10 protein-coding genes are annotated in these 13,665 nt (G+C 71.9%); 4 read left to right on the plus strand and 6 right to left on the minus strand.

All coding sequences use genetic code 11. The features are described 5' to 3' along the window. Positions 1–115: 115 nt before the first annotated feature. Complete coding sequence (locus ACN6LB_RS05630; protein ID WP_445024806.1) at positions 116–997, minus strand: hypothetical protein; 882 nt, start codon at positions 995–997, stop codon at positions 116–118. A 178-nt stretch (positions 998–1,175) separates the two neighbouring features. Between ACN6LB_RS05630 and ACN6LB_RS05635 the strand changes: the two genes are divergently transcribed. Beyond that, on the plus strand, positions 1,176–2,165 hold the full coding sequence (locus ACN6LB_RS05635) for a hypothetical protein (RefSeq protein ID WP_445024807.1): 990 nt from the start codon (positions 1,176–1,178) through the stop codon (positions 2,163–2,165). Here ACN6LB_RS05635 and ACN6LB_RS05640 read toward each other — a convergent pair. From ACN6LB_RS05640 to mce, 5 genes are all read right to left on the minus strand, one after another. Continuing rightward, entirely contained in the window at positions 2,146–2,916 is a 771-nt protein-coding gene (locus tag ACN6LB_RS05640; RefSeq protein ID WP_356138913.1) for an ABC transporter permease, read from the minus strand. The two genes, ACN6LB_RS05635 and ACN6LB_RS05640, sit on opposite strands and share 20 nt — an antisense overlap. 2 nt (positions 2,917–2,918) lie before the next feature. Then, positions 2,919–3,878 carry an ABC transporter ATP-binding protein gene (locus ACN6LB_RS05645; RefSeq protein ID WP_356138915.1) on the minus strand — a complete coding sequence of 320 codons (960 nt, stop codon included), beginning with the start codon at positions 3,876–3,878 and terminating at the stop codon, positions 2,919–2,921. A gap of 102 nt (positions 3,879–3,980) precedes the next feature. Further along, the gene (locus ACN6LB_RS05650) at positions 3,981–4,916 is read right to left on the minus strand and encodes a coiled-coil domain-containing protein (RefSeq protein ID WP_356138917.1); all 936 of its coding nucleotides are present in this window, start codon (positions 4,914–4,916) and stop codon (positions 3,981–3,983) included. Positions 4,917–5,099: 183 nt separating this feature from the next. Next, on the minus strand, positions 5,100–8,948 hold the full coding sequence (gene scy / locus ACN6LB_RS05655) for a polarized growth protein Scy (protein WP_445024808.1): 3,849 nt from the start codon (positions 8,946–8,948) through the stop codon (positions 5,100–5,102). Positions 8,949–9,179: 231 nt separating this feature from the next. After that, positions 9,180–9,620, minus strand: coding sequence for a methylmalonyl-CoA epimerase (gene mce / locus ACN6LB_RS05660; RefSeq protein WP_356138921.1), 441 nt, complete (start codon positions 9,618–9,620; stop codon positions 9,180–9,182). Positions 9,621–9,767: 147 nt separating this feature from the next. On the opposite strand from mce, the gene ACN6LB_RS05665 reads away from it, so the two are divergent. From ACN6LB_RS05665 to ACN6LB_RS05675, 3 genes are all read left to right on the plus strand, one after another. Next, complete coding sequence (locus tag ACN6LB_RS05665) at positions 9,768–10,970, plus strand: acetyl-CoA C-acetyltransferase (RefSeq protein WP_356138923.1); 1,203 nt, start codon at positions 9,768–9,770, stop codon at positions 10,968–10,970. A gap of 50 nt (positions 10,971–11,020) precedes the next feature. Beyond that, positions 11,021–11,980, plus strand: coding sequence for a methylmalonyl Co-A mutase-associated GTPase MeaB (gene meaB / locus ACN6LB_RS05670; protein ID WP_445024809.1), 960 nt, complete (start codon positions 11,021–11,023; stop codon positions 11,978–11,980). A 296-nt stretch (positions 11,981–12,276) separates the two neighbouring features. Continuing rightward, the gene (locus ACN6LB_RS05675) at positions 12,277–13,554 is read left to right on the plus strand and encodes an MFS transporter (RefSeq protein WP_445024810.1); all 1,278 of its coding nucleotides are present in this window, start codon (positions 12,277–12,279) and stop codon (positions 13,552–13,554) included. Positions 13,555–13,665: the final 111 nt, after the last annotated feature.

Raw genomic sequence — 13,665 nt, forward strand, 5'->3', positions numbered from 1 at the left:
ATATCGGGGCGCTGACGGTTCCACTCAAGAGGAAGTAAAACAATGCAGGTCACGCGAGTTTTTTGTCAGGTACGCGTCGCGCCTGGTCAGGGGGCGAAGCGGAACCGCAGCCGCTCTACGGAAGGGAGCCCTCCATCGGCTGGAGGTCGTCGTAGAGCCGCAGCTCGGCCGAGTCGTCGACGTACGGCAGGAACTCCGTCTGGGGCAGCACCCAGCCCTCCTCGCCGAAGATCAGCGTGCCGCGCTCGCGCAGCTCCCGGTCCGCCCCGGCCCGGCGCACCCACGCCGCCGGGTCCGGGCCGAGCAGCTCCCGCAGCCGCGCCGACGAGGCGAGCAGCGAGGCGAGCAGCTCGGACTGGTCGCCGCCGCCGGGCCGCGGCCGCTCGGAAGCCGGATCGGCGAGCACCCCGTGCGCGCTGAAGTAGATGTACGCGCCGCCGAGCCGCTCCCCGGACGGCATCGTCATCTCGAACTCGTCGCCTGGGAGTATCGCCCGCCGGTAGTCCGGGAACTCGGTGTCGTCGACCGCCTTCAGCTGCGTCGAGTCCAGCCAGGCGACCACGAGCGTCGTCTCGGCGCCCCGGTCGACGTACGGCGTCCCCGCGACGTAGCCCGCCGGACTGATGTGCCCCGAGCAGCCGACGCCGATGCCGTGCACCCGCACCGGCACCATCGGCACGGTCGCCGGGATGCCGAGCCGGGTCAGCTTGTGCGCGACCTGGCCGGGCGAGGCGTTCGAGCCGACGGCGATGACCGGGTGGCGGCGGCCGGTGACGACCTGGCCGAGCTCGGCCAGCGCCTCGTCGAGCCTGCGCTGCTCCCGCTGCTCCTCCACGAACCACTCGCCCAGCCGCAGCGGCCGCACGTCGAGCTGCAGCAGCTCGTCGCCGGTGAGCAGGGAGGGCTCCGGTGTGGGGCGGCCGGGGTAGGTGAGCGGCTGCCGGGCGGGCACGTCGTTCAGGCCCAGGGCCGCGAGGCTTCGGTCCTTCGTCGTCACGGTGACGCCCTTCGAGGGGTGATCGCGCGGTGTCGGCACAGCCTTCCACGCGAGATGTACCCGGGGCGGGGCCGGATCTCGCCTCCAACGGCGGGGTTGGCCGGAACGAACACCGGGGATCATGCGGTTCTATTGTACGAGCGTTGATGAACTGGGGTACGGGGGAGATGAGTTGGGCATGCTGGGGCGGCTGAGGCCGGCGGGGAGAGGCCGGACGCACCCGCGATTCCGTACGTCAGTTCGCTGGTGGATCGCCGGACGCACGGTCCACGCCCTGCTGCTGATGACGCTCTGCGCGCTGGCCGGACTCGCCGTCGTCATCGCCGCGGTGTGGACGCTCACCGAGCACTCGGCGCGGTCCGTGGCGGAGCGGTTCTCGGACGGGGAACGGCTCTTCGACCTCAGCCTCACCGCGCTGCGCGCCTGCGTCGGCACCGACAACCTGGAGCCCGAGGCGGACAGCACCGCGCACCAGCTGCTCGCCACGCTCTCCTCGGTCACCGGATCCCTGGTGCCCGCCGTGCTGCTGGGCATCGTCCTGATCAAGATGTTCGCGCTGCGGCCGTTCGTCTGGCGGCAGCGGGCCAGCATCTCGCACGCCTGGACGGCGGACTTCCCGAGCTACTCCCGGCGCCACGCGGACAGCGACGACGCGATCATCGCCGTCCGCTTCTACAACCGCTTCGACAACCTCTCGGTCGTCGATCTGCACGCCCGGGCCCATCTGCGCTACCTGGAGCGCTCCCCGCACGACGGCAGCCTGGTCATCTACAAGCAGTGGCTGAAGGTCCTGGACGCGCAGGGCGAGCCCGCCGACGAGCGGGCCTGGCTCGCGGTCGAGCGCGGGGCGCCCTTCACCGTGTGGATTCCGGTCGGGGCGCCGGTGTCCGAGCTGCCCTTCCGCCATATCCAGGGCAACGACCTCGACGGCTCGCAGGGCGTGAAGCTCCTGGTCCGGCTTACGGCGCGGACCGTGGGCCTGGGCACCGAGGTCACCGACGAGCGCTGGTTCGACCTGGAGGCGGGCGACTTCGAGCTCGGCCGCTTCGTGCCGCTGGAGCCCGACCTGGACAAGGACGTCTGGCAGTGGCGGGGGTGGGCGGGCTTCGACGGGCTGCTGCCGCCGCAGCCCAGGGAGCCGGACGACCCTACGCGTCCCGCCTCTTGAGCAGCGCGTAGCCGCCGAGCACCGCCAGTGCCACCCACGCCACCATGATCGCGAGGCCGCCCCAGGGGCCGTAGGGCGTGTCGTCGTCGAGTGGGGTGACGACCTGCATGATCCTGCTGCCGGCCTGGTCGGGGAGGTAGCGGCCGATCTTCTTGGTGGCGGAGACGTTGCCCAGGATGTTGGAGACGAGGAAGAAGAACGGCATCAGGATGCCGAGGGAGAGCATCGGGCTGCGCAGCATCGTCGCGACGCCCATCGAGAACACGGCGATGAGGGTCATGTAGAGCCCGCCGCCGATGACCGCGCGCAGGACGCCCGCATCGCCGATCGCCGCCTTGTGCGAGCCGAGCATCGCCTGCCCGAGGAAGAAGCTGACGAAGCTGGTGACGATGCCGACGACGAACGCGAGGCCCGTCGCCACCGCGATCTTGCCGAAGAGGAACGTGCCGCGCTGCGGGACCGCGGAGAGCGAGGTGCGGATCATGCCGGTGCTGTACTCGTTGGAGACGACGAGCACCCCGAACACGATCATCGCGAGCTGGCCGAGGCTCATCCCGGCGAAGCTGATGAACGTCGGGTCGAAGGAGATCCGGTCCTTCTCGCTCATGTTCTTGAACTCGTTCTTCGACAGCAGCGAGATCAGTACGCCGAGCGCGACCGTGACCACCGCGGCGAGACCGAGCGTCCAGACCGTGGACGCGACGGAGCGGATCTTCGTCCACTCGGACCTGAGGACCTGCGTCGCCGCCATGGTCAGTCCTTCTTCCAGTCGTCGCCCCAGGACTGCGCAGCCACGGGGAGGGGCGAGTCCGTGTGCGCGTGGTACTCCACCGACTCGGCGGTCAGCTGCATGAACGCCTCCTCCAGGGAGGCCTGTTGGGGACTGAGCTCGTGCAGCACGATCTGGTGCTGCGCGGCCAGCTCGCCGATGTGCTCCGGCTTGCCGCCGTCGACCTCCAGCGTGCCGCTGCCCGACTCGACGACGGTGATCCCGGCGCCGTGCAGCACGTCGAGCAGCCGTTCGCGCTGGGGCGAGCGGATCCGGACGTAGGAGCGCGAGTTCTGCTGGATGAAGTCGGCCATGGAGGTGTCGGCGAGCAGTCGGCCCTGGCCGATGACGACGAGGTGGTCGGCGGTCAGCGCCATCTCGCTCATCAGGTGCGAGGAGACGAAGACGGTACGGCCCTGGGCGGCGAGGGACTTCATCAGGTTGCGGATCCAGTGGATGCCCTCGGGGTCGAGGCCGTTGACCGGCTCGTCGAACATCAGGATCCGCGGGTCCCCGAGCAGCGCGCCCGCGATGCCCAGCCGCTGGCCCATGCCGAGCGAGAACCCCTTGGCCTTCTTCCGCGCGACCGAGGTCAGCCCGACCGTGTCGAGGACCTCGTGCACCCGCGCCCGTGGAATGCCGTTGCTCTGCGCGAGGCACAGCAGATGGTTGAAGGCGCTGCGCCCGCCGTGCATGGCCTTGGCGTCGAGCAGGGCGCCGATGTACGTCAGCGGGTCCTTGAGATGGTCGTAGTGCTGCCCGTCGATGCGTACGTCGCCCGAGGTGGGCCGGTCGAGCCCGAGCATCATCCGCATCGTGGTCGACTTCCCGGCGCCGTTCGGCCCAAGGAAGCCCGTGACGATGCCGGGTCTGACGGAGAAGGTGAGGTTGTTGACCGCCACCTTCTCGCCGTACCGCTTGGTCAGCCCCGCAAGCTCGATCATGCGGTCACGCTAAAACGGGACGAAGCCCTCTGCCACCGGGGTGGCAGAGGGCTTCGCACTTGTTCAGGCGCTGTACGTCAGGTGTTTCAGCGGCTTCCGGTATTACCGGGACTGCTGAGCCGGAACCCCACGGGAGATCGGCTCGTCCTCGGCCGGGGTGCCGGCGGCGGCCACCGCGGCGCCCGTGAGCGTCGCGAGCATCTCGCGGACGTTCGTGAGCTGAGCGTTGATCGAGTCGCGGCGGTTGGTCAGAGCCGCCAGCTCGCGCTCGGATTCCGAACGGATCCGGTCGGCCTTGGCGTTCGCGTCGGCCACGATGTCCTCGGCCTGGCGCTGAGCCGTCTCCACCGTCTGGCGGGCGCGGCGCTCGGCGTCCGTGCGCAGCTTCTCGGCCTCCAGGCGGAGCTGCTCCGCGCGGTGCTCGATCTCCGCGAGACGCTTCTCGGCCTTGGCCTGACGGGACGCGAGGTCGCGCTCCGACTGCTCGCGGCGCTTGGCGAGGTTCGTCTCGAAGTCCGCAGCGGCCTGGGCGGCCTTGGCGCGGGTCTCCTCGAAGAGGGCGTCCGCCTCCTCGCGCTTGGACTGCGCGTCCTTCGTCGCCTCCTGACGGAGCTGCGAAGCGTCGCTCTTGGCCTTCTCGACGATCCGGACGCCTTCGTCCTCCGCCTTGGACTTGCGGTCCGCAGCGAACGATTCTGCGTCGTTGCGCACCTGCTGGGCCGCCGACTCGGCGAGCTCACGGTGCTGCTCGGATGCGCGACGGGCCTCCTCGCGCAGGTCCTTCGCCTCCTCCTCGGCGAGGCGGAGGATCTTCTCGACGCGCGCGCCGAGACCCGCGTACGACGGCTCCGCGTCGCTGACCTGGGCCTGGGCGTTCTGCGTTTCGAGGTGGAGCTCCTCGATGCGCTTTTCCAGAGCAGTGATACGAGCCAGAGCGCTGTCACGGTCGGAGACGAGCTTCGAAATGCGTTCGTCCACCTGAGCGCGGTCGTACCCACGCCGCACAAGCTCGAAGCCGTAGGGGGAAGTGTCGCTCATGGGGTTCCTGTCGAATGAGACCGGTGAGGTGATAGAGGGAATCCTAGGGGCCAAAGCGGCGTGTCATCGAGCGTATGCGTGTTTGATCTGGAGAATGACACTCCTTTTGGGTGGCTGGCTGTCGGAGCACTTGCCAGAGCCTGTGTCATACGTCCCTGGCAAGCACGCAAGGGCTGCTTCTGGCTAGCCTTCTGACGTCTTGCCACCCGAACGGGTTGCGCCCACGGCAGCGCCCGCCTTGACGCCTCCGTCCTTTCCGCCGGACGGGGCCTCAAAAGACTCCAACGCTTCCAGGACGTCCTGGACACGGGAGATCTCGGCCTGGATGTCCTCGCGGCGGCGGACCAGCACCTCCAGGTCCCGCCGGCCCTCCTCGACCGCGGCCTTGGCCTCCTGAATCGCCTCGTGCCTGATCTTCTCCGCCTCGGCGACGAGCGAACTCTTCTTCTGCTCGGCCTCCTTGAGGAGCCCCTCGGCCTTGCGGACGGCGGCGATGCGCACCTTGCTCGCCTCGGAGTTGGCCTCCGACACCAGGTCCTTCGCCTTCGCCTCGGCCTCGGCGAGCTGGTCCTCGGCGGCCTTGACCAGCGCGTCGCAGCGCTCGCCCGCCGACTTCATCGTCTCGGCGGACTCGCGGCGGGCCCGCTCGTGCAGCTCCTCGATCTCCGTCGTGATGCGGTCGCGCAGCTCCTCCGCGCGCTCCCTTATCGCGGTCGCGTCCCGGCGCGCGCCGACCAGCAGCTCGTCGGCGTCCGTGCGGGCCCGCTCCACCCGTGTGTTGCCCTCGACCGTCGCCTCGGAGACCAGCCGCTCCGCCTCGCCCCGGGCGACACCCACCATCGTGTCGGCCTGCGCCTCGGCGTCCGCGGTCGTCTTGAGGGCGGCCTGCTGCGCCTCGGAGATCAGCTTGTCGGCCTCGACCGCCGTCTCCGAGATGAGCTTGTCGACCTGCTCGGCCGCCTCGGAGCGCCGCTTGTTGGCCTCCTGGCGCGCCTCGTCGAGCGTCCGCTCCGCCTCCTCGCGCGCGGACGACGTGAGCCGCTCGGCCTCCGCCGCGGCCTCGGACTTCACCCGCTCCGCCTCGGCGCGGATCCGCTCGGAGTGCTGCTGCGCGGAGCCCACCGTGTCGGCGGCCTCGGCACGCAGCCGCTCCGCGTCCCCGGCCGCGTCCGAGATGAGCTGCTCGGCCTTCGCGACGGACTCGGCCCGCACGCGCTCGGCCTCCACGGCCGTCTCGGTCGTCAGCCGCTCCGCCTCGGAGCGCGCCTCGGTGATGAGCGTGTCCGCCTGCGTCGCCGCGTCCGAACGGATCCGGTTCGCGTCGTCCCGGGCGTCCGCGCGGGTGCGCGAGGCGTCCTGCTCGGCGTTCGCGATGGCGTCCGACGCCTCCGTACGCGCCCGCTGGGCGTACTCGGAGGCCTCCGAACGCATCCGCTCGGAGTCGGCGATCGCATCCGAAACCGTGCGCTCCGCAAGGGCCTTGGCGGCCTCCGACTCCTCGTTCGCCTCGCGCCGGATGCGGTTGCCGTCCTCGGTGGCCCGCTCCCGCTCCGCGTACGCGTCGGCGCGAACCCGGTCCGCCTCCGCCTGCGCCTCGGTCCGGGTGCGCTCCGCCACGTGCTCGGCGGCGCTGCGCAGACCCGCGATCTCCTCCTGCGCCTGCTCGTGCAGCCCGGCCACCGCGTCCCGCACCTGCTGCGCGGTCTGCTCGGCGCTCGTGACCATCTCGGTCGCCCGCCGGTCGGCCTCCTCGACCAGCCGTACGGCCTCGGTCTGCGCCTCCTCGACCCGGGTGCGCGCCGACGCGAGGAGCTCCTCGCTCTGCTCGCGGGCCCGCTCGCGCTCCTGGTCGGCCTCCTGCCGCGCCGAACCGAGCAGCTCCTCGGCCTCGCGGCGGCGCCGGGCGGCCTCCTCCTGCGCGGCCGCCAGCGTCTCGGCGCCCTCGGTCGCCAGCCGCTCGGCCGCGGCCTGCGCCTCGGTCCGTACCCGGTCGGCGGAGTCCTGGGCCTCCGACTTCAGCCGCTCGGCCTCCGCCGCGGCCTCCGAACGCAGCCGTACGGCGATGCTCTCGCCCTCGGCCCGCGACGCGGACGCGTCCGCCGCGGCCTCGTTGCGCAGCCGCTCGGCCTCCGCCTCGGCCTGCGCCTGCAGCGCCCGGATCCGCTCGGCGGACTCCGAGCGCAGCCGCTCGCTCTCCTCGGCGGCCTCGCGGCGGATCCGCTCGGCCTGCGCACGCGCGTCCGTCAGCGCCTGCTCGGCGGCGGCGAGACGCTCCTCGGCCTCCGTGTGCAGCCGGGTCAGCCCCTCGGCCGCTTCGGCCTGCCGGGCCGCTATGGCCCGCTCGGTGTCCTCGCGCAGCCCCTCGGCGGCCCGCTCGGCGTCCGCCTTGATGCCCTCGGCCTGCTCGACGATCTCGGCGCGGTGCCGCTCCGCCTCGCTGCGGGTGCGCTCCAGCGTCTCCTCGGCCTGCCGGCGCAGCGTCGTGGCGCGCTCGATGGCCTCGGTGCGGACCTTCTCGCTGTCGGCCGTCGCCGTCGTGCGCAGTTCGTCGGCGTCCGCCTTCGCCTTCGCCAGCAGTTCCTCGGCGGTCCTGGCCGCCTCCTCGATCTGCTGTACGGCCTCACGGCGGGCCTCGGAGCGGATGCGCTCGCCCTCGGCGACCGCGTCGGCCCGCAGCTGCTCGGCGTCACCGCGCAGCCTGCGCGCCTCCTCCTGCAGCTCGACGGTCTTGGCGCGGTACTCCTTGGTGTCGTCCTTGGCCGCGCCCTTGAGCTCCTCGGCGATGTCGTGCGCCTGGGCCCGCAGCCTGTCCGCCTCGGCCTCCGCCTCCGAGCGGATCCGCTCGGCCTCCTCGGAGGCCGCCTTGGTGGTCTTCTTGGCGTCCTCCGACGCCTTGTTCAGTACGTCCTCGGCGGTCCTGGCCGCCTTGGACAGCTGGGATGCGGTCTCCTCGGCGGTGAGACTGCGGGCCTTCTCCGCGGCCTCCGCGGTGATCTTCTCGGCCTCGGCACGCGCGTCCGCGACGATCTGCTCCGCCTCGGACCTGGTGGTCTCGGCCTCCTTGGTGGCCTCGCTGACCAGCCGGGCGACCTGCTCCTTCGCCGTACGCGTACGCGTCTCGTTCGCGGCCTCGGCGCTCGACAGGGCCTTGGCCGCGGCCTCCTTCGCCTCGGCGAGGACCTTCTCCGCCTCCGCCTGAGCCTCGCGCAGCGCCGTGTCGGCCGCGGTCATCCGCTGCTCGGCGGCCCGGCTCAGCTCGGTGGCCTGACGGCGGGCGGAGTCCGACTCCGTCGCCGTGGAACTGCGCAGCTGCTCGGCGTGGTCCGTGGCCTCCTGGGCCTGCGTGGACGCCGCGTTCAGCAGCCGCTCCGCGTCCGTACGGGCCCGGCGCAGCAGCGCCTCGGCCTCGGAGCGGGCGCTCTCCGCGTCGTTCGTCAGCCGCTGCCGGGCCTCCGCGGCGACCCGCTCGGCCTCCGCACGGGCGGCCGCCAGCGCCTGGTCGGCCTCGGCGCGGGACTCCTCGAGGAGACGGCGGGCCTGCGACTCGGTGCGGGCGCGCAGCTGCTCGGCCCATGCCACGTTCTCGTTGACGTGCGACTCGACGGTCTGCCGGCGCTCGGACAGCTCCTGGTCGAGCTGCTGGCGGCGGGTGACAGCCTCCTGGTGCAGCTCCGCCTGCAGGCGGGCGGCCTGCTCGGCGTGCTCCTGGAGGATGCGCTGCGTCTGCGCGCGGGCCTGGCTCAGCTCCCGCTCGGCGTCGGCGCGCAACTGCTCGGCCTGGATCTGCGCGTTGCGGAGCAGCTGCTCGGCCTGATAGCCGATGTCCGCGGTGTCGTAGGCAGGCCGGGTCGCCAGACTGCGGCGCGCCTCGTGCAGCTTGGCGCGCAGCACCTCGACCTGATAACCGAGGTCCTCGGCGTGCTGGACGGCCTTCTCCCGCTCGGTCTTCAGCCGTTCCATCTCGGCCTCGAACCGAGAGAGGTGGTCGACGTCAGCCGCCGGCTCTCGCTCCTGGCGTTCGTAGCCCCGCACTGCGCGGTCCCATCCGTCCCCTGGTCGCAAGTCTTTCCGAACGAGCTCCGTTCATCCGCCGAACGGGGCCCCCGGGGAATGGTGTCAGATCAATGGCGGAGCACGGGCTGCTGCCCCGACGCTCGTCCCCCGAAACCTGGACCCCGGCCCTCGGATCCTGGTGGAAAGGACCCGGGCCGCCCCGCGAAGGCGACGGCCGACCCCAACCCTACCGGCCCATATGTACGAGGGTCAGTGCTCAGGTGACTCAACCGGCGCCGAAGTGACCAGTTCTGTCAGAACGCCATGACAATCCTTGGGGTGCAGGAAGGTGATCCGGGACCCCATGGACCCCTTGCGCGGCTCCTCGTAGAGGACACGTACGCCCTTGTCCTTGATGTCGGCGGCCTCGGCGTCCACGTCCGCCGTGCCGAAAGCGATGTGGTGGACACCCTCACCGTTCTTGGCCAGCCACTTCGCGACGGTGGAGTCCTCGCGGGTCGGCTCCAGGAGCTGGAGGTAGGAGGCGCCGCCGTCGGACGTCTCGTTGATCTTGAGCATGGCCTCACGGACGCCCTGCTCCTCGTTGACCTCGGAGTGGAACACCTCGAAGCCGTATGTCGCCCGGTAGAACTCGACGGTCTTGTCGAGGTCGAAGCAGGCGATCCCGATGTGGTCGATTCGCGTCAGCATGGAGACAGTGCAGCGCTCCGGAGGTGGTTACGCAACGTGCGCGCGATCACACCTACAGCCCGATGACGGGTGGCGTACCGCTCAGTACATTTCCAGTAAACCCTCGTTCACTCCTCAGCTGTGCAAGCTGAAAGGGGATCGCACCTCATGTCCGGTACGAACAGCACGACCTCGGTGATCGTCGCGGGTGCCCGCACCCCGATGGGCCGGCTTCTAGGCTCCCTCAAGTCCTTCTCCGGCGCCGACCTCGGAGGATTCGCGATCAAGGCCGCCCTCGACCGTGCGGGCATCGGTGGCGACCAGGTGCAGTACGTGATCATGGGCCAGGTGCTCCAGGCCGGGGCGGGGCAGATCCCGGCACGCCAGGCCGCGGTCAAGGGCGGCATCCCGATGAGCGTCCCCGCGCTCACGATCAACAAGGTGTGTCTGTCGGGGCTCGACGCCATCGCGCTCGCCGACCAGCTGATCCGCGCCGGCGAGTTCGAGATCGTCGTCGCCGGCGGCCAGGAGTCCATGACCAACGCGCCGCACCTGCTGCCGAAGTCCCGTGAGGGCTACAAGTACGGCGCGGTGCAGATGATCGACGCCATGGCGTACGACGGTCTCACCGACTCCTTCGAGAACATCGCCATGGGCGAGTCGACGGAGAAGCACAACACGCGCCTCGGCATCCAGCGCGCCCCGCAGGACGAGTTCGCCGCGCTCTCCCACCAGCGCGCGGCCGCCGCCCAGAAGAACGGCATCTACGAGGCGGAGATCACCCCCGTCGAGATCCCGCAGCGCAAGGGCGAGGCCGTCGTCTTCAGCAAGGACGAGGGCATCCGCGCCGAGACGACCGCCGAGTCCCTCGGCAAGCTGCGCCCCGCCTTCACCAAGGACGGCACGATCACCGCCGGCACCTCCTCGCAGATCTCGGACGGCGCCGCTGCCGTGGTCGTGATGAGCAAGGCCAAGGCGCTGGAGCTCGGCCTGGAGTGGATCGCGGAGATCGGCGCGCACGGCAACGTCGCGGGTCCCGACAACTCGCTGCAGTCCCAGCCTTCCAACGCGATCCAGCACGCCTTGAAGAAGGAGGGAATCGAGGTCGAGGATCTCGACCTCATCGAGATCAACGAGGCCTTCGCCGCGGTCGCCGTGCAGTCAATGAAGGACCTCGGCGTGTCCACGGAAAAGGTGAACGTCAATGGCGGGGCCATTGCCCTCGGCCACCCGATCGGCATGTCGGGCGCCCGGCTCGTGCTGCACCTCGCGCTCGAACTGAAGCGGCGCGGCGGTGGAGTCGGCGCGGCCGCGCTGTGCGGTGGCGGCGGCCAGGGTGATGCGCTCATCGTGCGGGTACCCAAGGCCTGACACGGGCTTCATCTCCCGCCGCTGACCGAACACGACTGAACGGAGCTGTGATGCAGGACGTCTCCTCACTGGTGGCCCAGGCCAGGGAAGGCCGGCCGCGGGCCGTGGCCCGGCTGATCTCCCTGGTGGAGGGGGCGGCCCCGCAACTGCGCGAGGTCATGGAGACGCTCGCGCCCCTCACGGGCAACGCCTACGTGGTCGGGCTCACCGGATCGCCGGGCGTCGGCAAGTCGACGTCCACCTCGGCGCTGGTCAGCGCGTACCGGCGGCAGGGGAAGCGGGTCGGCGTGCTCGCCGTCGACCCGTCGTCCCCGTTCTCCGGCGGCGCGCTGCTCGGCGACCGCGTCCGGATGTCGGATCATGCCTCCGACCCCGGCGTGTACATCCGCTCCATGGCCACCCGAGGCCACCTCGGCGGCCTCGCCTGGGCCGCCCCGCAGGCGATCCGCGTCCTGGACGCGGCGGGCTGCGACGTGATCCTGGTCGAGACGGTCGGTGTCGGCCAGTCGGAGGTCGAGATCGCGTCCCAGGCGGACACGAGCGTCGTCCTGCTGGCCCCCGGGATGGGCGACGGAATCCAGGCCGCCAAGGCCGGCATCCTGGAGATCGGTGACGTCTACGTCGTCAACAAGGCCGACCGCGACGGCGCCGACGCCACCGCGCGCGAGCTGAACCACATGCTCGGCCTCGGCGAGTCCCGCGGGCCCGGCGACTGGCGCCCTCCGATCGTCAAGACGGTCGCGGCGCGCGGCGAGGGCATCGACGAGGTGGTCGAGGCCCTCGAGAAGCACCGCGCCTGGATGGAGGAGCACGGCGTCCTCACCGAGCGGCGCCGCGCCAGGGCCTCGACCGAGGTCGAGACCATCGCCGTCACCGCCCTGCGCGAACGCATCGGCGACCTGCACGGCGACCGCCGCCTGAGCGCCCTGGCGGAGCGCATCGTGGCGGGGGAGCTGGACCCGTACCGGGCGGCGGACGAACTGGTGGCAGGGCTTACGGAAGGGTCCTAGGGCGAGGCTTTCAGCCCGTCCGGCGTTTGAGGACGGGGCCGTTCAGGTCGAAAGCGGGGGAGAGGGGGCGCAGCCCCCAGGACGACGGGACGGGTAGGGGCGGAGGGGGCGAAAACCTCTGACGCCCATCCCGGCACCCGTGGCCAACTCCCCTACCCCCCTGGTACGTTGACGCACATGTTCCTCCTCGTGGCATAGGGCCCGCCCAGGCCCGCGCACGGCGAAACGGCAACAGGCCGTAGCCGGCGCGGCACCCCGGCGTCCCCTGTCCCGCCTCCAGTTGAGGAACCCCACCCATGTCTGCGCCCTCCGCGCGGCCCTCGTACGCCGCCGTCCTGCGCATCCCGCACGCCCGCCGCACCTTCACCGTCGCCCTCGTCGGCAGGCTGGCGTACGGAATCGTCTCCCTGTCCGTGATGCTCACCGTGACCCGGGCCACCGGGTCGTACGCCCTCGCCGGAACGGTGATGGCGCTGTTCGGCGCCCTGACCGTCCTGCTGTCACCGGCACGGGCGGCGCTCGTCGACCGCTACGGCCCGCGCCGGGCCCTCGTCCCCCTCGCCCTCCTCTTCGCCGGGCTCCTCGGGACGCTCGCCGCGGTCGCCTGGCGCCCGGGCGCACCGCCTGCCGTGGTGGTCGTCCTGGCCGTCGCCGCGGGCGCCGTTCCCCCGCCGCTCGGCCCCACGATGCGCTCCGTGTGGAGCGAACTCGTGCCCGACCGGCAGCTGTTGCAGCGCGCGTACAGCCTCGACGGGGTCGCCGAGGAGCTGCTGTTCGTCTCCGGTCCGCTGCTGGTCGGTGTCGTGGTCCAGGTCGCGCCCCCGGCGGCCGGTGTGGCGCTGAGCGCACTGCTCGTCGCGGTCGGCACGGTCGCCTTCGTCGGCTCCCCGGCGGTACGGAACATCGGGCCCGCCGCGGCGCGGGCGAAGTCCGCGAAGCCCGGCCGCCGGGGCGCCGCCCGTGCGCTGCGGGGCCCCGTCCTGGTGGCCGCCGGTGTCGGGATCGCCCTCGGCGGCATCGACCTGCTGGTGCTGGCCTTCGCCGGGCAACGGCACCGGGGCGACGACACCGTGGCCTGGGTGCTCGCCGCTCTGTCCGCCGGCAGCGCGGTCGGCGGTCTGCTCAACGGCGCCGTCCACTGGCGTATCGGCGCCCGGGCCCGGCTGTCGCTGACGGCCCTCGGCCTCGGTCTCGCCACGGTCCTCGCCGGCCTCGCGCCGGGCCTCGGCACGCTGGTCGCGGCGGTGGCCTGCGCGGGGTTCTTCGTCGCACCGGCCCTGACCACGGCCTACCTCGTCGCCGACGAGGCCGCCGGGGACGGGTTTCGCACCCAGGCCGGAGCCTGGGTCAACGCCGCGGTCAACGCCGGTACTTCGGGCGGCGCCGCGGTCATGGGTCTGCTGATCGGGCGGGCTCCCCTCGCCCTGTGCTTCGCCGCCTCCGGTGCCGTGGCCCTCGTGGTGGCCGCGGTGGCCGCCTGGGACGCGTGCCGGGCGGTGGCCGTACGCCCGGCCCCGCAGAGCGAGCCCGCCGCCGAGACCTACGAGGAGGAGGCGGCGACACCCACCCGCTGACCACGGCTGCGGGCGGGGCCGGGGGGGGGGGGGGGGGGGGGGGGGGGGGGGGGGGGGGGGGGGGGGGGGGGGGGGGGGGGGGGGGGGGGGGGGGGGGGGGGGGGGGGGTAG

Source organism: Streptomyces sp. SAS_270 (genome assembly GCF_052543295.1).

Coding starts and splice junctions, on each gene's coding strand:
- ACN6LB_RS05635 (WP_445024807.1), top strand. CDS start 1,176: ATGCTGGGGCGGCTGAGGCCGGCGGGGAGAGGCCGGACGCACCCGCGA.
- ACN6LB_RS05650 (WP_356138917.1), bottom strand. CDS start 4,916: ATGAGCGACACTTCCCCCTACGGCTTCGAGCTTGTGCGGCGTGGGTAC.
- ACN6LB_RS05665 (WP_356138923.1), top strand. CDS start 9,768: ATGTCCGGTACGAACAGCACGACCTCGGTGATCGTCGCGGGTGCCCGC.
- ACN6LB_RS05675 (WP_445024810.1), top strand. CDS start 12,277: ATGTCTGCGCCCTCCGCGCGGCCCTCGTACGCCGCCGTCCTGCGCATC.
- ACN6LB_RS05640 (WP_356138913.1), bottom strand. CDS start 2,916: ATGGCGGCGACGCAGGTCCTCAGGTCCGAGTGGACGAAGATCCGCTCC.
- ACN6LB_RS05645 (WP_356138915.1), bottom strand. CDS start 3,878: ATGATCGAGCTTGCGGGGCTGACCAAGCGGTACGGCGAGAAGGTGGCG.
- mce (WP_356138921.1), bottom strand. CDS start 9,620: ATGCTGACGCGAATCGACCACATCGGGATCGCCTGCTTCGACCTCGAC.
- meaB (WP_445024809.1), top strand. CDS start 11,021: ATGCAGGACGTCTCCTCACTGGTGGCCCAGGCCAGGGAAGGCCGGCCG.